The 23,667-nt window shown below is 63.6% G+C and carries 18 protein-coding genes; 8 read left to right on the top strand and 10 right to left on the bottom strand.

All coding sequences use genetic code 11. From position 1 onward, the window contains the following. Positions 1-11: 11 nt before the first annotated feature. The 8 genes from SAMIE_RS10905 to SAMIE_RS10870 form a co-directional block, all read right to left on the bottom strand. Positions 12-2,237 (bottom strand): site-specific integrase, encoded by a 2,226-nt coding sequence (locus SAMIE_RS10905; RefSeq protein ID WP_030538913.1) that lies wholly within the window; start codon positions 2,235-2,237, stop codon positions 12-14. Continuing rightward, complete coding sequence (locus SAMIE_RS10900) at positions 2,234-4,021, bottom strand: hypothetical protein (RefSeq protein WP_030538912.1); 1,788 nt, start codon at positions 4,019-4,021, stop codon at positions 2,234-2,236. The genes SAMIE_RS10905 and SAMIE_RS10900 overlap by 4 nt, the downstream gene beginning before the upstream one ends. Continuing rightward, complete coding sequence (locus tag SAMIE_RS10895; RefSeq protein ID WP_030538911.1) at positions 4,018-5,409, bottom strand: tyrosine-type recombinase/integrase; 1,392 nt, start codon at positions 5,407-5,409, stop codon at positions 4,018-4,020. The genes SAMIE_RS10900 and SAMIE_RS10895 overlap by 4 nt, the downstream gene beginning before the upstream one ends. A gap of 153 nt (positions 5,410-5,562) precedes the next feature. Beyond that, on the bottom strand, positions 5,563-6,315 hold the full coding sequence (locus SAMIE_RS10890) for an ArdC family protein (protein WP_126516928.1): 753 nt from the start codon (positions 6,313-6,315) through the stop codon (positions 5,563-5,565). A gap of 242 nt (positions 6,316-6,557) precedes the next feature. Continuing rightward, complete coding sequence (locus SAMIE_RS10885) at positions 6,558-7,088, bottom strand: sigma-70 family RNA polymerase sigma factor (protein WP_083952533.1); 531 nt, start codon at positions 7,086-7,088, stop codon at positions 6,558-6,560. Then, positions 7,079-7,570, bottom strand: coding sequence for a hypothetical protein (locus SAMIE_RS10880; RefSeq protein WP_232037217.1), 492 nt, complete (start codon positions 7,568-7,570; stop codon positions 7,079-7,081). The genes SAMIE_RS10885 and SAMIE_RS10880 overlap by 10 nt, the downstream gene beginning before the upstream one ends. A 205-nt stretch (positions 7,571-7,775) precedes the next feature. Continuing rightward, positions 7,776-8,696 (bottom strand): HEPN domain-containing protein, encoded by a 921-nt coding sequence (locus SAMIE_RS10875; RefSeq protein ID WP_066701224.1) that lies wholly within the window; start codon positions 8,694-8,696, stop codon positions 7,776-7,778. Between the two features lie 141 nt (positions 8,697-8,837). Next, positions 8,838-9,026 (bottom strand): transposase, encoded by a 189-nt coding sequence (locus SAMIE_RS10870; RefSeq protein WP_066701223.1) that lies wholly within the window; start codon positions 9,024-9,026, stop codon positions 8,838-8,840. A 223-nt stretch (positions 9,027-9,249) separates the two neighbouring features. Between SAMIE_RS10870 and SAMIE_RS23780 the strand changes: the two genes are divergently transcribed. Then, positions 9,250-9,609: a zinc-binding dehydrogenase gene (locus SAMIE_RS23780; RefSeq protein ID WP_232037216.1), complete on the top strand. Its 360-nt coding sequence runs from the start codon at positions 9,250-9,252 to the stop codon at positions 9,607-9,609. Between the two features lie 158 nt (positions 9,610-9,767). On the opposite strand, the gene SAMIE_RS10860 is transcribed toward SAMIE_RS23780, so the two are convergent. Together SAMIE_RS10860 and SAMIE_RS10855 are read right to left on the bottom strand one after the other, a co-directional pair. Beyond that, entirely contained in the window at positions 9,768-10,700 is a 933-nt protein-coding gene (locus tag SAMIE_RS10860; RefSeq protein ID WP_197724632.1) for an alpha/beta hydrolase, read from the bottom strand. Between the two features lie 26 nt (positions 10,701-10,726). Continuing rightward, positions 10,727-12,928 (bottom strand): xanthine dehydrogenase family protein molybdopterin-binding subunit, encoded by a 2,202-nt coding sequence (locus SAMIE_RS10855; protein ID WP_066701222.1) that lies wholly within the window; start codon positions 12,926-12,928, stop codon positions 10,727-10,729. A 670-nt stretch (positions 12,929-13,598) separates the two neighbouring features. On the opposite strand from SAMIE_RS10855, the gene SAMIE_RS10850 reads away from it, so the two are divergent. The 7 genes from SAMIE_RS10850 to SAMIE_RS10820 all read left to right on the top strand — a co-directional run bounded on the left by SAMIE_RS10850 (position 13,599) and on the right by SAMIE_RS10820 (position 23,659). Continuing rightward, on the top strand, positions 13,599-15,968 hold the full coding sequence (locus SAMIE_RS10850) for a TonB-dependent receptor (RefSeq protein ID WP_232037215.1): 2,370 nt from the start codon (positions 13,599-13,601) through the stop codon (positions 15,966-15,968). A gap of 145 nt (positions 15,969-16,113) precedes the next feature. Next, entirely contained in the window at positions 16,114-17,391 is a 1,278-nt protein-coding gene (locus SAMIE_RS10845) for a cytochrome P450 (RefSeq protein WP_066701220.1), read from the top strand. A 4-nt stretch (positions 17,392-17,395) separates the two neighbouring features. Further along, positions 17,396-19,471, top strand: a complete 2,076-nt coding sequence (locus SAMIE_RS10840; RefSeq protein WP_066701219.1) for a PQQ-dependent dehydrogenase, methanol/ethanol family — start codon at positions 17,396-17,398, stop codon at positions 19,469-19,471. Positions 19,472-19,498: 27 nt separating this feature from the next. Next, on the top strand, positions 19,499-20,701 hold the full coding sequence (locus SAMIE_RS10835; protein ID WP_066701218.1) for an LLM class flavin-dependent oxidoreductase: 1,203 nt from the start codon (positions 19,499-19,501) through the stop codon (positions 20,699-20,701). After that, the gene (locus SAMIE_RS10830) at positions 20,698-21,570 is read left to right on the top strand and encodes an SDR family NAD(P)-dependent oxidoreductase (RefSeq protein WP_066701217.1); all 873 of its coding nucleotides are present in this window, start codon (positions 20,698-20,700) and stop codon (positions 21,568-21,570) included. Before SAMIE_RS10835 ends, SAMIE_RS10830 begins: the two co-directional genes overlap by 4 nt. A gap of 90 nt (positions 21,571-21,660) precedes the next feature. Then, positions 21,661-22,281 carry a nuclear transport factor 2 family protein gene (locus SAMIE_RS10825; protein WP_066701216.1) on the top strand — a complete coding sequence of 207 codons (621 nt, stop codon included), beginning with the start codon at positions 21,661-21,663 and terminating at the stop codon, positions 22,279-22,281. Positions 22,282-22,342: 61 nt separating this feature from the next. Then, a complete protein-coding gene (locus SAMIE_RS10820) occupies positions 22,343-23,659 on the top strand; it encodes an MFS transporter (protein ID WP_066701215.1) in 1,317 nt (438 codons plus the stop codon). Positions 23,660-23,667 lie beyond the last annotated feature (8 nt).

The following is a 23,667-nucleotide window of genomic DNA, read 5'->3' as shown; positions in this document are numbered from 1 at the left end:
CTTCCGCTCCTTCAATCCGTCACCCGCAAACCCGCCTCCTCTTCCTCTCCCGCCATACCGTTATGCGGTGTGGCGGTACCCGGTGCGATCTGTTCAAGAACACGCTGGATTCTGGCCACCTCGGCCTGAAGCGTCACCCGCTGCGGCTCTGGAAGCCGCTTCTCGCGCAACAACAACCGTGCCTCATCAGCACCGCGCTGCCATGCCGGGCGATGCCGTTCGGCGATGCAGGCATTGGGGCAGCGGACCGGTTCGCACATGGAGATCATTGGCCCGCTTGCGCCTGGCTCCGAACTCCGGTTCAGGCACAGGGCAGTTGCCGGATCAAAGAAGCAATCGGCCAGCGGGCCGACATGCAATGTCCGCGCGAGACTGCCCAGCATGGTGCGCAGACGTGGACGGTCGGCAATCATGGCAGGTAGCGGCGCCAACTCGTGGGCGGCAGTATCAAGCACAACTCCGACCCTGTTCGCGGCAGGTCCGCCAAGGCGTGCGCCACTTTGCCGCTCGTCGAAGTAGACAAGGATATCGTCGATCTGCCCGAGCGCACGCTGGGCTTCGATCTCTCCCCGAAATCCGGACCGGCTGCTGCCAGCATAGCCTTCGAAAGCCGCAACGCTGGCATGCTTGTACTGGATCATGCCGGCAATTGTTCCGAAGGGCCGGTTGGCGATGTGCCAGGCGATTGTGCGGCGAAACTGACGCGTTGTCAGACGCCATGGTCGGCCGTCGGGTCCGGCAGGAATGACGGGTGCCTGCGCGGATCCGAATTGGTCATTGAGGTGATCGCGGAACCGGTTGAGTTGCCGGACTATCTCTGCAGAGACGTGCGTCTTGGTATTGGCCCGGAGCGTGAGGACTGGCCACAGGGTCGTTGTTCCGCGCGCTTGCCCTGCACGCGCGGAAAGGCGTTCGAGGACATCGATGGCTTCAGCGACTGGCGCGATGGTAACCCACTCGGTCTCCTCGCCGCCGCCGCGCTTGCCCTTGTAAGCAGTGGACTTGATACGATGCCGCAAGATCGTACCGTCTTCGGCTTTGGTAATAGACAGGCATCCCTGCCTCATGGCTTGGATCTCGCTGTCCCGCATGCCTGAGAGAAAGGCACATACGATATAGGCTGCGGACTGCAGCATGACTTCCTCGAGGGGCAAAACCTTGGCATCGAAGCGGGTGCGCCAAGGCAGGCCAGTATCGGGATCGGCAGAAATGGGCGTATCCATGCCGCCGATCTCGGTGCCGAGTTCTGCGATGGCAGCGGCGATGAGGTCTGGTGCACCGGTGGCGAGGCCAAGGTGCATGGCAGGTTCGGCCTGCGCGTTGATACCGGCATGGAGGTGGATCAGGTGGTAGTTGATCGGCGGCGTGACGGCGCCGGTTTGCGGGTCTGTTCGCGTTGCGCCGTTATGTGCCGTGGTCCAGATCGGAATGCCGCGCCCATGCTGCCGCAAGGATGCAACATAGTCGAGAAGGCGTTCGCGTTGCCGTAACCGACGAACAGCGGGATCCAGACCTTCCCCAGCGGCAATCAGACGGTTGCGCGTTGCTTCAAGGCGATCGAGTTCCGCCCGTGCGGCAAGGATATCGCCTGCGTGGCAGGTCACGTAGCGCAACGACCAGGAGAGCAGCGGCGTCATGATCGATTCGGGAATGCGCGGCGTCCGGTTCTCCCCTGCAATATGCTTTGCGCCCGCCACGGAAAACGGACTTCGTCCCGGCCACGGTTCGAAGGACAGGTGCGCAGTCGGCAGATGATGCTGCAACTCGTGCAGGTCAAAGACGATCCGCAGCAGCGCTGCCGCTACAACTGGGCGCAGCCCGGCAAGGCGCAAAGATCCGGCGTAGCGATCGACCAGAGCCTGATCGACCCGGCCGAGATCGAAACGCCCCAGCTGAGCCTTCACGAAGTCGAAAAAGCGCAAGGTCCGGTTGGCCTCGCCGCGCACCCCGGCCGGCTCAAGCCGCGAACGGTGACCGGGGAGATCGACATTGAGCCGCGCATGGAGAATCTGGCGCAGGGCATCAGCAATAGATGGGTCTTCAATACCGCCGAAATGTACCGTGACATGGCAGCGCCGCGCGTTGTCGCGAAATACGCCGGGAGCCAGATCCCACACCGGATCGCCGTATCGTGAAATATGCGCGCGATCGCAGCCGGGGCGCAAAGGCGCGGACATAAGCACAGGGAGGGCATCGCGCTCATCGTCGCTCTCCGCCAGAAGCTGGACAACGGTCATACCCGTGCCTCTGGCGGCAGATAGACCGTGGGAGGGTCGTTCGCGACTTGCGCACGGGCCCTTGCCACGACGCCTTCGGCGAAGGCAGGCAGGATCTGCTGAACGATGCGATCATGGGCATGACCAAACTTGGCGGTCCAATCAGCGGCACTCAGGCCGATCCGCTGAGCGTCGACGAAGGAGAGAAAGGCGAGAATGGCAGGCAGCTTGCGCGCGGTAATGACCGCGTTGCGGCAATCGAGGCAGGCCCAGAACGGTGTTGGGCATGGCGTGCCGACGGATGCGAAGGGACTGGAATAGAAGTTGCCACAGCTTGCAAGCCAGACGTCTTGTTCGCCATCGAGCAGTGCGGTTGAAATGCCCCCATCATCGGGATCAGGGCTTGCCAACTTGCCGCGCAGCCGGTCCTCGTCTTGAGGAGGCAGGATCATTGGACCAGCGAGCGCCTCTTCGAGGGCATCTGCCACGGTTTGCTCGTGCAGCGGTCTGAGGGAGGGAATATCGGCGTAGTGCCGTGCCGCGATATCGACGGTATGACCTACGGCGAAGCGGGCCATGTGGCCTTCGGTCTTCAGATACCACAAGGCCTTGTGCGTCTTGCGCAGATACGAAAGACACAGATGGAGCGGTTTACCCTGATCATCGGTAATACAATGGCGCTGCGTCCAGGCACTGACCTTCAAGCGCAGTTGACGAATACCTGCGGTGATCTCGCCCGGCTGAAAATAGACCCAAAGGTTATCGCTAAAGTTATGGACCCTGGCCTTGGACGATAGGGCGATGATGCGTCGGATCAGACCGCCAGGGGTGGATGAGCCGCGATCACGCACCCGGATTGTCTTGTGCTCGGCACCGTGTGCCCGCAGCTTGGTGTAGGCGATATCGACGGTACCACCTGCGGCATTGCGCAGACAATCGAGGGTGAGCGACTTGCAGCACTCCAGCTCAAGCCCTGTCTCGAGTAAGAGCAGAACAAGAAGCGGGACGATATCGTCGGCAGTAAGATAGTGGGCTGCGTGGAGGCTCAGGTTAAGCCTGTCACTGGTGAGATCGCGCTTTTTGCGCAGCTTGTACAGGCTCTGAAACGTGGGATCACGGTAGCCCAGAACACCGTATGTCTCGATGGCAGCATGGGCTTTGCAATATGCGCCATCGATCTGCGCCACCTCATCGATCTGTGGCCCCGATCGCAAGCGGGCCTCGATCGCAGCAATATCCGCGCGTGCCGCATCGCGCAGCTGGCGGGCTACATACGGACTGTAGGCATCGCGTGGACGGGAACGAACGTGTGCGTGTGAGCTGACGTAGCGCAGTCGTTCCCGCAAGCCGCAATCGACAAGCTCAGGGCTGTCGTCCGCGATGCGACGTAGGACGGAAACGACCTTGGCGACATAGGTTTGTCCATGCACGCGAGACTTGCCCTGCGCGCTGAGCCATGTCTCAAATCCATCGATGTGATGGGCGCGAAGGTCAGCAGGGCCGTTGATCCGGTCGCCTGTCCCGGCCAGGTAGGCAAAGAAGCTTGGCAGCTGGTTGGCGTATGTCTTGAGGGAGGAACGTACCATGATGGGGCCGCGCGGTGCGGCCAGCTTGAACAGGCTCCGGGCAAAAGCGAGCGCCAGGCCGCGCGGCCGCAAGCCCGTGAAATCGACGAGCAGCTCGCCGCCATATAAGGGATGAATCATGAAGCGCAGCGTGCTGATCTGCGACCATGGATCGGCTTGGGGCGCAGCCGCCTCGGTCTCGAAGCTGACCTTGCGTCCTTTGCGTGGAGCAGCGCTCATGATCGAAGATAGCCTGGTACGAGTGCCAACAGCTCTTCGACTGCCGCATCGACGGTATCGGCACGCGTGGCGAGGTGATCCAGATAAATAGAGGTCGTCGCGAGGCTCGAATGGCCAAGCAATCGCTGGACCTGTTGAAGCGGATCGCCGACCAGCTGGCGATAACCTTCCATGGCGCCCACTGGTGCCGCTGCGTCGGCGAGGCGGCGCTGGATCAGCATGGCCAGCATGTGGACTGCAAAGGAATGCCGGAGTTGATGGGGGCTAAGCCGGACCGGGATGCCTGCGTCCGTGCAACGGCGGCTTGCCCGTGCGAAGATCGCTTCCCACGAGTTGGGCAACACAGGATGGCCCACCTCGGTCAGCCAGAGGACCGCGGCTTCGCGCGGCGTTCCATCGTCAGCGCAAATAACAAGCCTTGCGCGTTCATCCGGTGTGACGACCTCCATGTCCATCGTGCCACCGCCAACGAGAGGCAATGCGCGCTGCCCGAATGAGGGGCTGTGGATGAAGATCGGGCGGTCGATGGCTTCCCAGCCACGGCGCTGTGCGAACTTGGCGACGGCCGCCGCTCGCTCAACGGCGATGTAGGCGTCAAACACCGGCAACAAACGGCGCGGTAGCAGCATGCTTCGCCCCCTGTCACCCTTGGTAAGTGCCGCCGGAAGCTCGACCCGCCGCTGACGTTCCGAGCGGGCGTCGCAAACCGGAATCTCAGCTGCGAGCAAGTGGGATGCCTCTTCCAGGCGCAGGCCGGTGGTGACCAGCAGATCGGCGAACAGCGCGTTGCGCGCGCCATTGCGGTCACGCGCTCCAGGACGCTCGGTCCCTTCAACGGTCAGGCCGCGCAAACCAACTTCCCGGAAGGCGCGGTAATCGGTGAGATCGATGAAACGGACGTCGGAACGACGGGCTGCGCGCTCATAGGCGTCATTGCGGCCCGTGACTGCCGCCCGGCGCCCATCGTGCGATCGTCGCCAGACCTGACGATGCGTAAAAGGTGTACGCTCGATCAGACCCTCCCGTTCGGCCCATCGATAAAGCTTGTCGAGCGAGGCAATCGCCCGGTTCCACGTCGATGCCGAAATCCGGAACTCAGCATCGCTGCGCCGCCGGGCACGATGATAGGCACCGACATCATTGGCATCGGCTTGCCAAACAGACTTGCCACGGGCCGAAGCGAGAAAGCGAACCCAGACCAGAACATCATAGCCATGGGCGCGCAACGAGTGTCGCGAACGCGAACCGTTCAGCGGCAAATCGAGGAAGTAGCGCTCAAGGTGGAGATCATAGATCGCACCATCACGCAGGATTACCGGGATGTAGGAGTCCAGGCCATCCGCCGTCCGGCGCTCCTGAATGACGATCGACGCACCTGAAGTATCCACAGCTTGTCAGTCCCTCCCCCAGACCCCCTCCCAACTCCAGATCGCACACGTTGCGCGCCTGCGGGACGGTGGTCATCAGGCCGGATTACGCCAGCTTATGGATAGCGCTTCATCCGGCCTGATGCCCCCCTGCGTTGCGCCAAAACATACCGTTCAAGTGTGCGTGAGGCACGGTGCAGACTGTCCAGATAATGCTACTAATTCCTCCCGTGCGTACCCTTCATCGCCCCATCTCTCCCGGCCAAAGTTGCGATCAAGGCGGCTCTCGTGCCGAGTCCAGTGCACGGTCTCATGGCCCCTAGTGGAATAATATCCGTGGGCATCATGGAAAGCTGCGAAGGGCGGTAGCTGGATGCGGTCGGCCGACGGGATGTAGTAAGCCCTGTCGCCGCCATGGTTCACGGTCGCCGGAATGCTGGCAAAGAATGCCTCGGCGGCTTCGATGCGCTCCACCTCCGGCACAGATTCAGGCACGATATGGAATCGTTCGGGCAAGCCCTCGATCTGCGCCACGTTGAACACGGTATAGGTCTTCAGGAAACGGAAGCCCTGTTCCCGATCCTCGCCCGTGGAATCGTCATGTAGGGTCTTTGTGCTGTCGCCATAATAGACCACGGTTGTGCCATGCTCCCCCTTGCGCACTTGCGCGCCCAAGGCTTGCGCCTGCTTGTAGGTCATCCATGACGGGCTGACGAAACCCGATGCCTGCGCCTCTATCCACAAAAGAAGAACGTTGATCCCGCGATAGGACTCGCCGGTAGCGCGCAAGGGTCGAGTCTGCCCGGACTTGGCCATGTCACCGCCGCTCCACGGTTTCAGCCAGGGACGGGTGCCTTGCTCAAGTTCAGCCAAAATGCGGTCGGTGATACGGCTGTGCGGGTCTTGTTTGCCGGTGTTCTGGGTCATCGTCTTCACTCCCTTCCAATCCGCGCAGCGGGTCATGCCGCGCATGACCCCTGCCGACCCGGCGAGGGGCGGAGAGAGTGGGGGCAAGGTCCGGTGCCGGGGGTGGTGCGGGCGCAGCGCAGCGAGCCACGGCCCCAAAGCGGCACCTTGCAGGGAGAGAGAGGCAGAGCCTCTTTCTCCCTCCAGAACTGTGGCAAGATCGCGCCGCTGGCGGCGCTCAATCGCGAGCCTAGGAAGCCATTCTACAATCGATGCACAGAAGCCGTCATGCGGCACCGTGCCAGGGCACGCGTCATATGATATTCGACGCCAGCGTAGCCGATGCCGACCTGCTCGGAGATCTCCGCATAGGTCATGCATTTCAGCCGGTGCATCAGGAAGATGCGGCGGGTCTTGCGCGGCATGGCCAGCAGTGTCCGCCGATAAACCCTTCGGATGTCTCCCTCCTCAATTCCCCATGTTTGCTCGGGAGGCGCCGGTGCATCCCGACCCTCGTCGATCGGACAGGTGACGATGTGTGCCGACGCCCTGCGACGCGCGTGGCTGATAAGAAGGTTGCGCGCGCATCGGGTGAGATAGGCTGGCGGATTCTCGATTTGTTCGACAACTCCCGCAGCGAACAGCTTCACGAAAACCTCCTGCGCGAGGTCAGGAGCATCGTCTCCGCCCACCCTCTTTCGGAAGAAACGCAGAACCCGCGCATATTCTGTCCGGTAAAGCGCCTCGAAGGCTGCCGTAGAACGGGAGGGGGTCATTGCCTTCTCTACCGACATTCGCGATCGTTCAGCGGGGCGTCGCGCGAGGCGCGGTAGAGCGTGATGCCGGCTTCGATGCGATCAAGGATGAAGGTGTCGCGCTCGATCCTGGCGATGCGGATGTCGGCCTTGGCAAGTATATCGATATCGACCGCGCATCGATTGCCCAATTCGCTGTCGATGACAGCGCGCACCCGCTGCCAGCAACGCTCATCCTGGAAGGCAGGATGGTTGACGACGATCCAGAATTCATAATCCGAGAACTGGATTGTTTGCCGGTCCTCATACCAGGACCGGCGCGCATAGGGGCCGATAAGGATGATCCGTTTGATCTGCCCTGGCTGGGGCGCCTGGACCTTTTCGGGCTCGAAGCAGGCGCGAATGATACGCGCGATGCGTTCGATCTCATTCTGTTTGCGCCGGACCAGATGATTGACGCGCGCCATCACCACTTCGCGAGCGTAAACGTCGATAGAGGGTGTCATTTGCAGCTCGCACACCAGCGGTCCGCGCGTCTGGGCGCGGATGGTGCAAGCGGTGTCCGCTGTGCGCCGCCATCGCGGCTTGCAGCAACTGCCCGACCTTAACGGCCGGACCTACATAATGCCTAGCAGGGTTATCCCCGGGATGGCCGCCAGTCCTTCCATCCCGTGCCGCCGAATATGCCAGACTGGAGGAATCCGGGCAAGCTGTCTGGCGGGACCGCTATTTCCCGGCGGCGGCTTCCAGTTCGGCGATCCGTTCCGAGCAGACCTGATGGACGACGCGGCCAAGTTCCTCGACGCGTTCGCCAAGCCATGCCAATTCTTCTTCGCTGATCCGATAGTGCTTGGAATAGCGGGCCTTGGTGTAGGCTTCCTTGAGCTTTTGGAACATGGCGCGTTCGCCGTGCGTGGCTCCAGGCCAGATGCCATAGAGGCGGCGGTCTAGCCCTTCGGCCAGCGATCGCAGGAAGGCGATATTATGATTATATGGCGTGTAGAAAGTCAGGGTGAGCAATAGGCCCTGATAGAGACGTTCAGCCGCCTGATGAAGGTCGAAGGCGGCCTTTTTCCAATCGCCATGTCTACGAGCGTCGGCGTAGCCACGAAAGAAGCTAGCTGCACCCGAGCAGTTCTCTTCAAAATACTCTCTTGCAGTGTCGAGCGCCTGCTGGGGTGTCTTCGGCTTGGGCGTCGCCAGTTCGCTGCCGTCCGTCTCGTAAAGCGCGATCCCGTCGTTGGCGACTTCCATGAAGAAGACGCGGCCGTGGGCGAGGCCGTCATTCACCTCGTGCAGCGAATGGACAATGAAATTGACCGGCGTGCGCAGCGTCTTCTCGATTGTGTAGGCGCGGATCAGCCGCTCCTCCGCCTTGGCCCAGTAAGCAGCCCGGTCGGTCAGTTCCTTCTGGCTGACAATGATGAGGATATCGTAGTCGGACTTGTACTGGTTTGCCGACAGCGGCGCATCCACCCAGTCACCCCGCGCATGGCTGCCAAAGAGGACGACCTTCAGGATGCGCGCGCCCTTCCGGGGGCCGGTGGCATTCTCGATTGCGTCGCGAAACTCCTCGAAAATGACCTCGACGATGCGCTCAAGCTCGCGCTGCTTTGCCGCAGGAAGGTGATCGGTATCGGTGCGCATTGCCAAGATTCTTTCGGGATTCGCCGTTGTTTGGCAAGCGCAATCGCACCGAGGCTACGGCCTAAAGATCAAGACGTTCGAAACCCGTGATGCATTCATCGGGAAGGCGGAGTAGGAAAGACTTGGGCTGGGACGAAGCGGTCATACCGAGCCGGCGCGCTGAACGACGGTCTCTGACAACAGCCGCCGTTCGCACACCGCGACCTGCGAGCGGGTAGATTCGCCATATAGGCGGCAGGCTTCAGCCGTGCTCGCTCCCTGCGCCAGCGCAATCTCAACTTCACGCAGCTTTCCGATAATCTCTTCCGGCTTGTGCTTCTTGTTCGGCATTCATCGACCCTTTCGTGGTCCAGACTATCATAGTCTCTGGGCCACTAACCGGGGGGCAGATCAACCGGTGCGGGCGCGATCATGCGATCGCTGGATTGCGGGCCGGGATCGACCGTGGCGATCTTCGGCGGCGGCCCGGTGGGCCAGGCGGCGGTGATGGCTGCGGTCGATCCGGGACTGCGTCAAGATCATCCTGGTCGAGCCGCTGGCTTCGCGCCGGGCGATGGCGTGCGATCTGGGCGCGACCCATGCGATCGATGCTGCGGAGGGCGACGTGACGGCCGCGATCTGCGCGCTCGTGCCGGACGGCGTGGAATTCGCGCTGGAAACCAGCGGGCGGGAGGCGCTGGTGGACGCCGCGCTGGCGTCGCTCGGCAGCCATGGCATGCTGGGCTTTGTCGGCGTGCCGCCAAAGCCGGACAACAGTATCAAGATCAACCTCGCCGCGCTGATCACCTATGGTCACCGGATCATCGGCATCATTGAGGCGACAGCGACCTGGACGGCTCCATTCCCGAACTGGTCGCCCTCCACCGCGCAGGGCGGTTTCCGTTCGACAAGCTCTTGCGAACCTATCGGCTGAGCGAGATCAATGCCGCAGTGGCAGCCCAGCACAGGGGCGACTGCATCAAGGCCGTGCTGATTCCCAGACGCGACCCAATCCGGCACCCGTGATCCGGTCCGGCGTCAGCTACGATCCATCGCAAGGGTGGAGGTGCGGCCAGTCGGAGACGCGTGCGTCTACCGCAGCTTTACGCCAAGATGCCTGCCGTAAAAGGGTGCCAGCCGGCCGACGGCCTGGTTCACATAGTCGGGGATATGGTACATGTCATAATGACCCGCGCCTTCGACGACAAAGAAATCCTTGTCTGCGGTCGGCGCGAGATCGAACAGACTTTGCCCGTGCTCATATTGGCCGGTATTGCCACGAACGCCGCCGACGACGACCTGAAGGGGCTGCGTCAGCAGTTCGGGCACAAGGTTGAAGGCATCGAAACCCAGCAGATAGCCAAAGCTTCTGAACAGGATCCGATTGGTCGAGTTGGGATGGGTGTAGCGGGATTCCCGGTAGAATGCGATCGCCTTGAGCAGGTCCGGGTCGGTAATGCCCGCGGCGTGCGCTTCATCAAGACTATCGGGAATCCACGGATCGCGCCTGGGCGGGCCGCCGCGGGCCTCTGCCGTCCTTTGCTTGCCGACCGCCTCCAGCGTCTTTAGCATCTCTTCCCTGGGCGACATCTGGCGGAAGGCGCGCCCTATATTGCCGCCCACGACCGTTCCCACCGCCTTGAAACGGTGTTCGGTGAGCGCCGCATTAACCGCGTAGCCGCCACCTGCACAAATGCCGAGCACGCCCAGGCGCTCTTCGTCAACGAAGGGCTGGGTCACGAGATAGTCGACTGCACACCGTATATCTTCGACACGCGCCGCCGGGTCTTCAAGGTCGCGCGGTTCGCCGCCGCTTTCGCCCTGGTAGGACGGGTCGAAGGTGAGCGCGACAAAGCCCTGCGCCGCCATTTTCTCCGCGTAGATCGCGCCGATCTGCTCCTTTACGCTGCTGCCAGGCGTAGCGAGGACGAGGGCTGCATAGGTCTTGCCCGCGTCGAAACCGTCCGGAACGTAGAGATTTCCGGCCATGTCGATCGCGCGATTCTTGAATGAGATGGGTTTCAATTCGACCTTCCTTCTTTCCCGATTCTTCAGGACCAACGCAGGTCGTGCCTGCTGAGCGGGAAGGAGCGCACGCGCTTCCCCGTGGCTCGGAATATGGCATTGCAGACCGCCGGCGTCACCGGCGGCACCGGCGCTTCGCCGCAGGGCGCGCATTTGTCACCGCCGCTGTTGCCGCCGAAATGCACGCGGACCTCGCAGGCCTCGTTGATCCGCAGCAAAGGATAATCGTCGAAATTGCCCTGGACCACGCGGCCCTTTTCGATCGTGATTTCCTCATGCAGGGCATTGCTGAGGCCGAAGAGGATGCCGCCTTCCATCTGCGCGCGGACGCCGTCCGGGTTGATGACATGGCCGCAGTCGAAGGCGACGTCGATGCTGTGGACCGTAAGGTCGCCCTGTGGCGTGACCGAGACTTCGGCGATCTGGGCATTGATGTTGCCATGGTCGAGGATAATGGCGATGCCCTGCGCACGCCCCTTGGGCAACGGCTTGCCCCAGTCGGCCTTTTCCGCGACTTCGTTCAGCACCTTGAGCCAGCCCGGGTCCTTGGCGTTGCGCAGCAGCCAGCGCCGCAGTTCCACAGGGTCCGTGCCGCCGGCATGGGCGACCTCATCGACGAAGGATTCGAGCTGGAAACCCGCCCCCGACCCACGGAAGCTGTGGGCCATGACATTCGTCACCATCGGGTGAAATTCGACCAGTATATTGTCGATGCTATATTCATTCTCGGTCGAGAGCGGGCGCATGGCGATGACGTCGAAGCCGGTGAAATTCGGGTCCTGCTGCAACTGGAAGCTGTGGCCGGCCTGTCGGACGAACCAGGCGGTTGGCAGTCCGTCGGGACCGAGCCCGGCCTGGAATTTCGTGATCGCGTTCGGGCGATAGCGGCCCTGCCGCATCATTTCCTCCCGCGCCCAGATGAGTTTAACCGGCCTGCCGACGGCCTTGGCGACCGCCACCGCCTGCCGGACTTCGTCATTATGGTTGCGCCGTCCGAACTGCCCGCCGACCATCATCGGGTGGACGAAAATCCTGTCTTCGCTGAGGCCGGATTCTTCCGCCGCGACCATCCGGGCATTCTCCTGCTGTTGGGTGGAGAGCCATAGATCGACGCGATCTGCGGTGACGTGGGCCGTCGCGTTGAGCGGCTCCATGGGCGCATGTTCCAGATAGGGCGATTCATAGGTCGCCTCCACCACGGTCCGCGCGGTTTTCATGGCAGCCGGCACATCGCCGACCGATTTCGCGACCTTGCCCGGCGTATCGAGCCTCGCCAGATATTGATCGCGATAGCCGGTGCTGCTGGCGGTGGCGAGATCGCCCTCGTCCCATTCCACCGGCAGGGCGTCGAGCGCCTTGCGGGCGTTCCAATAATGGTCGGCGACCACGACGACGGCAGCCCGCAACCGGCTTTGGAACGTAACGGGCGTCGACGTGTCGTGCTCCGGCCCGAGCGCGATCACGGTTACGACGCCCGGCATGGAGTTCACCGCCGCCGCGTCGAACGACCGTAATCTTGCGCCTTGTACGGGCGCATGGCGGACCGCCGCGTAGAGCATGCCCGGCATGTGGAAATCTATGCCATAGATGCCCGATCCATCGACCTTCGATGCGGCATTGAGTTGCTTGACCGACCGCTTGCCCATCAGGGTCCATGCGCTCGGGGGTTTGATCGCCGGCTCCTTCGACAGCGTGATCGCTGCGGCCGCGGCAGCCAGTTCGCCATAGCCAAGCCGGCGTCCCGACGCGGGGTCGAGGATCGCATTGTCCTTCGAGACGAGATCGGCGGCCGGGACATTCCATTGCGCGGCGGCGGCGGCCTTCAGCCGCTCGCGGGCGCTGGCGCCGACCTGCTGGACCACTTCGCGCAATTCGTTCGATCGGCCGGCAAACCATGTTTCATGGCCGCCAGGCCGTGAGTAGACCTTGTTTTCCCGGAAGTCCCGGCGGACCTGCGCCGGTTCCAGTTTCACCTTGGTCGGATCGCACCCCAGTTCTTCGCTGAGATACAGCACCATGGAGCTGTTGGTGCCGTTGCCCGCCTCGCCCTTCGGCGTCTGAAGGATCACCGTCCCGGTCGGCGCGATCGCAAGCCAGGCGCTCATCTCGATATCGCCGGCGGCGGGATCGCCGACATTGGCGGCGGCGCTTTCGGGCAGCACGCGCATGCCGATCGCCAGTCCGCCGCCGAGGACGACGGATTGAAGGACGAACTGGCGCCGGGTCATCGTGCCGCAAGTGTTCATGATGAGGCCCTTATGGTGTCGGTGCGAGGCATGGAAGCCGGCAGTGGGGCGGGTCGAACGGCCGGCGCCGACGGACGGTGTACAGGAACGGCAAGCGCGATCACGGCCGCATTCTCTCCTCACGCGGCGGGCGGCGCTCTGCTCGACCTCGACCTGTCGCGCCAGTCTAGGATGGCGGCCGAGATCCTCACAATCCCGTAAATCGGAAACCTGCCTCTAGCTTTTGCGGATGCCCGAACGTCCTCTGGCGGTGCTATAAGCAAAAGGCATTTCTCATATCCCCCGTTTATATTTTCATTTTGCGCTAAAGTGACACAGCCTTAATCGAGTGAAGGTGCAGATAGGATTATCAGACGTCTCTATCGTTCAAGTAAAATGGTAAAATCACGAAATAGATGCGGTGAAATATTTGATGCACTAAATGGATATTATTGAAATATACTGAAATACTCGATTAAATCGATAGGGTCATGGACGGCTTATTCGCCAAATCCGTCGATTCAATTCGATCAGGGGCAGGGGCAGTCGGGCAATGCTTCGATCTTCCCGGCGCCGTTGGAGAAGGCCAGGCGTGTCGCCCCCGCGGCGGCATCAAAGGCAGGTCGCACGGAAATGACGACCAAAAACTGAAAAATAATATGGGAGGGTGACCGTGAAGAAAGCTGTTTCAGCCCTGTTGTCGGGCATTTCGATGCTTGTCGTGGGCGGCATCGCCGCGCCGGCGTCGGCACAGGACGCACCGCAGGCGACGGACAATGTCGGCCTGCAGGACATCGTCGTGACCGCGCAGAAGCAGGCGCAAAACATGCAGGACGTGCCGATTTCCGTCGCGGCCGTTACCGCGCAGGCGCTGACCGATCTGAACGCGACGACGCTGCAGGGGCTGCAGGGATCGGTTCCCAACCTGCAGGTCGGCACCAACGGCACCAAGTCCCAAAGCTCCGTCTATACCATTCGCGGCATCGGCATCATCGAGCCGGACCCCTATGCCGGCAACACGGTGAGCATCGTCATCGACGGCATTCCGCAATTCTTCTCGATGGGCGCGCTCGCCGACATTTACGATGTGGAACGGGTCGAGGTGCTGCGCGGACCGCAGGGGACGCTGTTCGGGGCCAACACCACTGGCGGCGTCGTCAATGTCATCAACACCCAGCCGCAGAAGGATTTCGGCGGCAAGCTGGACGTCACCTACGGCAATTACGACCAGTTCCGGGCGGCGGGCGCTCTCAACGTGCCGATCAACGAGCAGCTTGCCGCGCGCGTGGTGATCTCGCACGACCAGCGGGACGGCTATATCAGGAACGTGGTCGACGGGCGGGACCTGGGCCGGCGCAATTCCACCCTGTTTCGGGGCGCGCTGAAATACAGCCCCAATGCCGGTTTCGACCTGACCCTGTCCGGCGAATATGTGCGCGCCCGCAACGGCGCGCCGGTCGTGATCCAGGGGGCGCTGCCGGGCGAGGCGGCCTATGTGCCGACGGGTTTCCGCAACCAATATGCATCGCCCTGCTCGGCGGTCGGCCAGCGGTGCAAGGCGCCGGACAAATATGTGGGCGCGCAGACGTTCGGGCCGCTCGATGCCAACGGCAATGTCGTCGACCCGATCAAGGACGAAAGCAATCTGGACAGCTATCGCGCGTCGCTGACGCTGAACGTCTACGATACCGCGATCGGCGACATTACCGCGATCACCGGCTATCGGTCCTTCACGTTGCTGGACTATACGGACGAGGGCGCATCGACCGTCTGGCAGGCGGACACGCGTCGCCGCACCAAGGCATGGCAGATGAGCCAGGAGTTGCGCACCGCGGTCGACCTGACCGATCGGATCAAGCTGCAGGTCGGCGGCTTCGCCATGTGGGACCATTACAAGCAGCTGGGCATATTGCGGCTCAATTTCTCCGGGCCGACCACCTATGATTTCGCCACCGATACCGTGACCTACAGCTTCCCCGGCCTGCACCAGTCCAGTTCGCAGGATCAGGACAATTATTCGATTTCGGGCTTCGCGCAGGCCTATTTCGACCTGACCGACCAGCTTCGCCTGCAGGCGGGCATCCGCTACACGCACGAACAGACGAGCATGCTGGCCTCCACCCGCACCACGCTGTCGGCCAGCGGCATCACGACGCAGGACGGCATCGATCCGGCGACCGGCCAGCCCAACAGCATCGATTTCGGATCGGTCGCGCCGCCGCGCGGCAAGAAGAGCTGGAACAATGTCGGCTGGAAGCTGGGCCTGGATTACAAGCCCACCGACGACCTGATGCTCTACGGCTATTGGGCGCGCGGCTTCAAATCTGGTGGCTTTGTGGGACGGCTGTCGCTCGCGTCCGACCTTGGCCCCTATGACCCGGAATATGTCGATACGTTCGAAGTGGGCGTGAAGGCCGATCTGTTCGATCGCCGGCTGCGGGCCAACCTGACCGGATTCTACACCGACTATCGCGACATGCAGCTGTCGCAGATCTACTTCATCAACGATCCGGTCACGGGCAGCACGGTCGGGTCCACGATCATCAACGCCGCCAGCTCGCACATCAAGGGCATAGAGGCGGAGTTGACGGCGGTGCCGGTCACCGGCCTGACATTGAGCGCCGCACTGGCCTATCTCGACGCGAAATATGCCGATTTCCAGTATCAGCTGGGCACCGGCGGTTCGATCGACATGAAGGGCGAGCGGCTGCAGAACGCGCCCAAATGGTCGTCGTCTGTCGATGCCAGCTACGAATTCCCGATCGGCGACATGACCGGCCGGCTTCATGCGCAGTATAATTATCAGAGCGAGAAGCTGCTCGCGAACATCATCGACGCGCCGCGCGCGCGCATCCAGCCGCAGCATATCGTGAACGCGAATATCGACCTGGAGATCAACGATCATTTCCGGGTCGGGCTGTACGCGACGAACCTGCTCAACAAGCATTATATCAGCGTGGCAAGCGACTTCGTCGGCGTGCTTGCGCCCCTCTCCTATGCGCCGCCCAGGATGTACGGCATTTCGGCGGGGTATAAATTCTGATCGAGGAACCGCCTTCCGACCGCGATGTCCGGGGGCGGTCCGCGAGCGGGCAGGTCTGTCCGCTGTCATTATCCACGATGCGGCGGGGCGATTCCCGCCGCATGATCGAAGCGAGGCGCCCGGGCGCTGCAGGCGGAGCAACGCGATGAGGACATCCATTCTACCGACGGCAGCGGCGGACGGCGACATGTTGTCGCTGGTTCATCGGCTGGGCGATCCCGCCTTCTTCCTGGCGCCGCAATTCCATCCGCTGCTGCGCGAACTGCGCCGCAGCGCGCCGGTCGCCTGGACCCAGGCCTGGGAAGATCGCGGCTTCTGGTCGGTGACGCGCTATCACGACATTCGCGAGGTGCTGAACCAGCCTCAGCTATTCTCCTCGCAGGAATATGGCAGCCAGATGCCGACCGATCCGCATATGTACGACACGGCCGAGGCGCGCCAGGCAGGCGGCGTGGGGCTGATCCCCACCTTCACCGACGGCCAGATCCACGACGACATCCGCAAGGCGGTCTACAAGCCGTTCGGGCCGGCCCAGGTCGCCAAGCTGACGGAGCTTTGCCAGCAGGTCTGCGACGAGCTGATCGACGGCGTCATCGACCGGGGCGAATGCGAGTTCGTCGGCGACGTCGCGGCGCGCGTGCCGATGTACATCATCTGCATGATGCTGGGCCTGCCGCGCGCCGACTGGGACATGCTGCACAGTTCGGTGAACAGCGCGATCAACAACGAAGACCCCGACGTCCAGCTTGGCGATACGCCGCTCGAAACCTTCCGCATCGCCCAGAAATTCCAGATCGACTATCTGCGCGACGCGATCCGGGCGCGGCGGGCATCGCCCACGGACGACCTGATCGCCCGCTCTGCACTGGCCAAGATCGGCGACGATCTGGTGCCGGAAGAGAATATCCTGTGGTGGTGCTGGTCCTTCCTGCTGGGCGGGTTCGAGACGTCGCGCAACGTGATTTCGGAAGGACTGCTGGCGCTGATCAACCATCCCGCCCAGGCCGAGCGGCTGCGCCTGGCGCCGGAGGGCGAGCGCGAAGCGGCGGAAGAAATGGTGCGCTGGACCACGCCGTCGCCCCAGATGCTGCGGGTAGCGACCGCCGACACGGTGATCGCGGGCCAGCCGATCAAGAAGGGCGACTGGCTGATCGCCTGGCTGGCATCGGCCAACCGCGACGAGACGGTGTTCGAAAATCCCTATATGCTCGACCTGGAGCGCAAGCCCAATCCGCATTTGTCCTTCGGCTATGGCACGCATAATTGCATCGGCCGCTATATCGCGCTGCTCGAAATCCGCCGCATCATCATGACCGCGCTCCAGCGGCTGAAGAATATGGAGGTTGCCGGCGAGATCGACCGGGTCGCGTCCTGCTTCGGCATGGGCATCAAGCGCATGCCGATCCGTTTCCAGGCGCGATAGGGGGGTGGGGAGACGGGGCCTGGCGGCGGCGCTTGCCGGCCTGTGCCTGGCCGGCGTCGCGGTCGCGCGGGGCGGCGGTGGACAGATCAGGGCGTGGCCGGCACAGGACTGGCCGACCACCGGCGGCGCGTTCGACGCGCAATATTATAGCCCGCTGGCGCAGATCGACACGCGCAACGTGGGCAGGCTGGGCCTTGCCTGGTCGATCGACCTGCCCGGCGAACAGACGCTGGAGTCCGCGCCCCTGGTGGTGGGCGGCATCCTGTATTTTACGGGGCAGATGTCGAAGGTCTACGCCGTGGACGGCGCGAGCGGCCGGCTGCTTTGGACCTATGACCCGGAAAGCTACAAATATCGGGTCGCCAACCAGCGGTCGCATTTTCCGGTCAATCGCGGCGTCGGCTATTCGAATGGCAGGCTGTTCGTCGGCACGCGCGACGGCCGGCTGATTGCGATCGATGCCCGCAGCGGCAAGATGCTGTGGAGCCGCCAGACCGTGGACGAAGCGTCGCGCATGTATATCAGCGGCGCGCCGCTCGCCTACAAGGACAAGGTCGTCATCGGCAACGGCGGCGGCGATTATGGCGAGCGCGGCTATCTGACAGCTTATGACGCTAAGACCGGCCGGCAGACCTGGCGCTTCCACGTCGCCCCCGGCGATCCGGCCAAGGGCCATGAGAGCGACGCCATGGCGATGGCGGCCAAGACATGGAGCGGCGAATATTGGAAGCGCGGGACGGGCGGCGGGCCGTGGAACGGCTTCACCTACGATCCCGAACTCGACCGCGTCTATATCGGCACCGGCAATAGCGGCCCCTATGATCCCGAAGCACGCAGCCCCGGCGGCGGCGACAATCTGTTCCTGTCCTCGATCGTCGCGGTCGATGCCGATACCGGACGCTATATCTGGCATTATCAGGTCAATCCGCGCGAAGCCTGGGATTTCAAGGCGACGATGAACATCATCCTTGCCCGGCTGACGATCGGCGGGCGGGAACGCCGGGTGCTGATGCAGAGCCCGACCAACGGTTTCTTCTACGTGATCGACCGGGACACGGGGAAGCTGCTGTCGGCAGAGAAAACCGGCAAGGTCACCTGGGCCGAGCGGATCGACATCGCCACCGGCCGCCCGGTGGAGGCGCCCAATATCCGATATGCCGATGGACCGGTGACTTTCTGGCCCAGCCCCTTCGGCACGCATAATTGGCAGCCCATGGCGTTCAGCCCGCGCACCGGGCTGGTCTATATTCCGACGATCAAGCTGGCGGCCCGCTATGCCCGGTCGCCAAATGCGCTGTTCGAAGGGGGGGGAACCGAGTTCACGCTTCTGAAGGTCGATGCCGACGATGCGACCGGCGCGCTGATCGCCTGGGACCCGGTCGCGCAAAAGCCGCGCTGGTCCGTCAGGCAAGGCGATCTGTGGAACGGCGGCGTTCTGGCGACGGGCGGCGACCTGGTGTTCCAGGGCGATTTCGACGGCTATTTCAATGCCTTCGACGGGCGGTCCGGCAGGCGGCTGTGGCGGTTCGACGCCAAGCTGGGCATCATCGCCGCGCCGACCAGCTACAGCATAGGGGGACGGCACTATGTGTCGGTGCTGGTCGGCTATGGCGGATCGACTCAGTCGCTGGCCCTGTTCACCAGGGCCGGGTGGAAATATGGCGCGCAGCCGCGCCGGTTGCTGACCTTCGCGCTCGATGGCAGGGCGAAGCTGCCCTGGACGGCGCCGCGCGACTTCACCGTCACCCCGATCGACGACCCGGCGCTGGCGATCGACCAAGCGGCGGCGGACCGTGGCGCGCGGCTTTACAACAACAAGGGCTGCGTCGTGTGTCACGGCTTCAACGGTCGATCGTCCGGCGCGCCTGCGCCCGACCTCCAGGAATCGGGCATCGCGGCCGATCCGGCGGCGCTCGCCGAATTGCTGCACGGCGGGGCGCTCGCCGAAAACGGCATGCCCAGGTTCGAGGAACTGACCACGGCCGAGATCGGGGACCTGCACATGTATGTGCGGCGCATCGCGCGCGAGACGGCGACGGGCAAGCCGGTCGCGCCGCCCGCGCCTTCGGGCAAATTCTAGAACTATCGCGTCCCAGGAGAGCGACCCATGCCATCTTCCCGCCTTCGCTTCGGCGCCTTCGTCGCCCCCTTCCACCCGGTCGACGAGAATCCGATGCTGTGGATCGAACGCGATTTGGAACTCGCCGAGTGGCTGGATCGCCTCGGCTATGACGAGTTCTGGATGGGCGAGCATCATTCGGGTGGCTACGAGATCAACGCCAGCCCGGAAGTGTTCATCGCCGCGGCGTCGCAGCGCACCCGGACGATCAAGTTCGGCACCGGCGTATCGTCTGTCCCCTATCACCACCCGCTGATGCTGGCGGACCGGATGCGGCAGCTCGACTATCTGACGCGCGGGCGCACCATGTTCGGGATCGGGCCGGGATCGCTGCCGTCCGACGCCCATATGCAGGGCATCCCCACGTCCAGCGTCCGCGACAGGCTGGACGCATCGATCGAGCCGCTGGTGCGGTTGCTGCGCGGCGAGACGGTGACGACGCGGAACGAGTGGTTCACGCTGCAGGAGGCCCGGCTTCAACTGCTACCCTATGATGAACAGGGCATGGAGATCGCCGTCGCCAGCATGGTGTCGCCGACCGGCGCGCGGGCGGCGGGGCAGTGGGGCCTCAGCATGTTGTCGATCGGGGCGACATCCGCCGGGGCATTCAACGGGCTGGGGTCCAACTGGGCGATCGCCGAGCAGATGGCGCAGGACCATGGGCAGCGCGTCGACCGCAGCCGCTGGCGGCTGGCAGGCCCTGTCCATGTCGCGGAAACGCGGGAAAAGGCGCGGGAGAATATGCGATACGGCCTTGCCAAATGGGTCGATTATTTCGCGTCGGTCGCGGCGCTGCCGTTCAGTCCCGCGCCGGGGCTGGACCCCGTGGACGCGATGATCGACACGGGGTTTGCGGTGATCGGCACGCCGGACGACTGCATCGCGCAGATCGCCCGGTTGCAGGAACAGTCGGGGGGCTTTGGCTGTTTCCTCCAGATCCATGTCCCCTGGGCCGATTGGGCGGAAACGAAGCGATCCTACGAACTGATCGCCCGCCACGTCATGCCCAAGGTCAATGGGCTGAACGTCAACCGCCATGCGTCCGAACATTGTCTGCGCAACAATAATGCGCTGTTCCGGGGCGAATTGCAGTCCGCCCAGAATGCGCGCGTCGCGCAGCATGCGGCGCAGAAGGGGGAGGCGAATTTGAACCCCGACATACTCGCCATGCTGAAGGAGAAGGCGCAATGACCGGTCGCATCGAAGGGAAGGTCGCCCTGATCACCGGCGGCGCTTCGGGCATGGGGCTGGCGACGGTCGAACTCTTCCTGGCCGAGGGCGCGAAGGTGGTGGTCGCCGACGTGGACGAGGAAGGTGGCGGCGCGCTGGCTGCGGCGCATGGGGACAGGCTGGTGTTCGCGCGCTGCGACGTGACGGTCGAGGCGGATGTCGCAGCGGCGGTGGACAAGGCGCGGTCCGCCTTCGGCACGATCGACATCATGTTCAACAATGCCGCCTTTCCCGGACCGCCCACCGGTATCCTGGACATGACGACGGAGCTGTGGGACCGGATCATGAACCTGGTGCTGCGCGGGCCGATGCTGGGCATCAAACATGCCGCGGCGGCGATGAAGAAGGCGGGCGGCGGCGCGATCGTCAACACAGCGTCGGTCGCGGCGCTGGAATATGGCTGGGGACCGATCGCTTATTCCACGGCGAAGGCGGCGGTGCTGCAGCTTACGCGCTGCGCGGCCGCCGAGCTGGCGGAACATGGCATACGCGTCAATGCCATCTGCCCCGGCGTGATCGCGACGCCGATCTTCGCCCGCTACCTGGGCCTGACCGGCCAGGCGGCGGAAAATGCGCGGCAGCTGGTGATCCGCAACGCGGCCAAGATACAGCCGCTGCGGCAGGCCGGCCTGCCGGAGGATATCGCGCGCGCCTGCCTGTTCCTGAGCAGCGCGGAGTCCCGGTTCATGACCGGCACGCATCTGGTGGTGGATGGCGGGCTGACGGTCGGGGACCGGCATAGCTGGGATCCGGCCGCGCCCGCGCCGGTCGATCATATCGGCTTCACGCCGGAGGTGATCGAGAAGCTGAACGCAGGCGAGATGCCCTGACCGATAGGCAGGCTTGCGCAAACAGCCATTGCCTAGAAACGCTTCGTCCCGTCGAGTGGCGCAAAGCCAATCGGCGGGAGAGGACAGGATATGCGCGATCGGGATCAGGCCGGTCCGGCGACGGAGCAGGCCTTGATCGAACGCCTGTCGCGGCTTGAGGACAGGCGCGCGATCGAGGATGTCGTCCACCGCTATTGCCGCGCCTTGGACCGTGCCGATATTGCCCTTTTCCGGTCGAACTTCTGGGAGGATGGCGGTTTCGGGCCGGGCAGGCCGACCGCCGTCGCACGGGATTTCGCCGAGCCGCTGATGGCCGCGATGACCGCCAAATATGCGGCGACCCACCATGCCATAACGACGATGCAGGTCGATCTTCGCGGCGACCGCGCGTCGGGCGAAACCTATGCCATCGTGCACCATCGCAGCGTCCCCACCGCCGCCGGCAATGCGGCGGTGCTGGGCGCGGCGTGGATCGACCATATCGACGTCGAAGCGGCCCATGATCTGGTCATCGGCGTTCGCTACATCGACCGGTTGGAAAGGCGCGGAGGCGAATGGCGGATCGCGCTGCGGACGCTGATCTTCGACTGGTCACAGGTCCAGCCGAGCAATGTCCGCCATTTCGGTTCCTTCACGCCCGATACGCCGGTCGGTCGGCGCGGGCGGGAGGACCTGTCCTATGGCGACGCGGGAGCCGCATCAGCGGGCTGATCGAAGGATCGTAGCGCAACGCCGCGAAAAAAAAACGGCGGGGTGGAGAAGGGAGAGGCGCATGGAACGGGCACGGAACGGGTCAGGCTGGTATGTCGTCGGGCTGTTGAGCCTGCTCTACGGCCTTTCGATCGTCGACCGGTTCGCGCTGGCGTTGCTGGCCGAACCCATCATCGACGCCTTTGCACTGTCGGCGTCGCAGATGGGCCTGCTGCTGGGTGTCGGCTTTGCGCTGCTCTATTCGGTCACCGGCCTGCCGCTCGCGCATCTGCTGGACCGGAGCGTGCGCAAATATGTGCTGGCGGCGGGGGTCGCGATCTGGTCGCTGTGCACCATCCTGTCGGCCTTTTCGCAGGATTTCCTGCAATTGCTCATCTGCCGCAGCGGCGTCGCCATCGGCGAGGCGGTGCTGACACCGGCGGCGATATCGCTGATCGCCGATCTGTTCGACCAGGATCGGCGGCGCCTGCCGATCAGCGTCTATAGTTCGGTCAGCAGCTTCATGGTGACGGGCTCCTTCATCCTGGGCGCGGCGGCGCTGCAGGTCGCGACGTCGTGGAGCCCGTCGATCGGCATGGCGCCGTGGCGGATCACGCTGCTGATCGTCGGCGCGCCGGGCCTGGTCATGGCGCTGATCTTCCTGCTCACCGTGCGGGAGCCGGCGCGCCACCACGATGCGGGGCCGCTGGCGCAGGGGGGCAGCACCGCGGACCTGATCGCCTATCTGCGTGCGAACTGGCGCTTCTACCTGCCTTTCTACCTGGCGCTGGGATCGATGAGCGCCCTGCTGTTCGCCATCCTGTCCTGGTCGGCGACGCTGCTGGCGCGCGAACATGGCTATGGCACGGCCGACGCGGGCTATATGTTCGGGCTGATCGGGATCGGCACCGGGCTGGTCGGCACGTTCCTGTGGCCTGCCATCGCGGCGCGGATCGACCGCAAGGGGAGAGGCGACGGGTTGCTGCACATGATCCTGACATGCGTGGTGATCGGGTCGCTGGGATCGTTCCTGGCCATGACGGTGGGGTCGCGCCTCATGCTGTTCGTCGGCCTGGGGCTCGCGATGGCGACCTTTCCTCCGATCAACACCGCCCTGTCCTCGCTGCTGATCCAGGGATGTGGGCCGGCGGCCATCCGGGCGCGGCTGATCGCGATCAATATCCTGGTCATGAACCTGATGGGCTACACGATCGGGCCGCAGTTCGTCGGCGCCTATATCGACGTGCCGGGCAACCAGATCAGCGACGCCATCGCCTTGCTGGCGGCGGTGGCCGGCCCGGTTGCGGCGATCAGCCTGCTGGTCGCGCGACGATCCTTCGCGCCGGCCGGGGAGGCACGCGCGCCCGTCCCGGACATGGGTGCGCCCAGCTTTTCATGAGGCGGGGG

It is taken from the genome of Sphingobium amiense, from assembly GCF_003967075.1.
Taxonomy (GTDB): domain Bacteria; phylum Pseudomonadota; class Alphaproteobacteria; order Sphingomonadales; family Sphingomonadaceae; genus Sphingobium; species Sphingobium amiense.
This window is presented reverse-complemented; position numbering and strand designations above follow the sequence as displayed.

Bases quoted from the DNA above. Each gene is read 5' to 3' on its own strand.
- SAMIE_RS10905 (WP_030538913.1), bottom strand. From the start codon at position 2,237: ATGACCGTTGTCCAGCTTCTGGCGGAGAGCGACGATGAGCGCGATGCC.
- SAMIE_RS10900 (WP_030538912.1), bottom strand. From the start codon at position 4,021: ATGAGCGCTGCTCCACGCAAAGGACGCAAGGTCAGCTTCGAGACCGAG.
- SAMIE_RS10890 (WP_126516928.1), bottom strand. From the start codon at position 6,315: ATGACCCAGAACACCGGCAAACAAGACCCGCACAGCCGTATCACCGAC.
- SAMIE_RS10885 (WP_083952533.1), bottom strand. From the start codon at position 7,088: ATGTCGGTAGAGAAGGCAATGACCCCCTCCCGTTCTACGGCAGCCTTC.
- SAMIE_RS10875 (WP_066701224.1), bottom strand. From the start codon at position 8,696: ATGCGCACCGATACCGATCACCTTCCTGCGGCAAAGCAGCGCGAGCTT.
- SAMIE_RS10870 (WP_066701223.1), bottom strand. From the start codon at position 9,026: ATGCCGAACAAGAAGCACAAGCCGGAAGAGATTATCGGAAAGCTGCGT.
- SAMIE_RS23780 (WP_232037216.1), top strand. From the start codon at position 9,250: ATGGCGTGCGATCTGGGCGCGACCCATGCGATCGATGCTGCGGAGGGC.
- SAMIE_RS10855 (WP_066701222.1), bottom strand. From the start codon at position 12,928: ATGACCCGGCGCCAGTTCGTCCTTCAATCCGTCGTCCTCGGCGGCGGA.
- SAMIE_RS10845 (WP_066701220.1), top strand. From the start codon at position 16,114: ATGAGGACATCCATTCTACCGACGGCAGCGGCGGACGGCGACATGTTG.
- SAMIE_RS10835 (WP_066701218.1), top strand. From the start codon at position 19,499: ATGCCATCTTCCCGCCTTCGCTTCGGCGCCTTCGTCGCCCCCTTCCAC.
- SAMIE_RS10830 (WP_066701217.1), top strand. From the start codon at position 20,698: ATGACCGGTCGCATCGAAGGGAAGGTCGCCCTGATCACCGGCGGCGCT.
- SAMIE_RS10825 (WP_066701216.1), top strand. From the start codon at position 21,661: ATGCGCGATCGGGATCAGGCCGGTCCGGCGACGGAGCAGGCCTTGATC.
- SAMIE_RS10820 (WP_066701215.1), top strand. From the start codon at position 22,343: ATGGAACGGGCACGGAACGGGTCAGGCTGGTATGTCGTCGGGCTGTTG.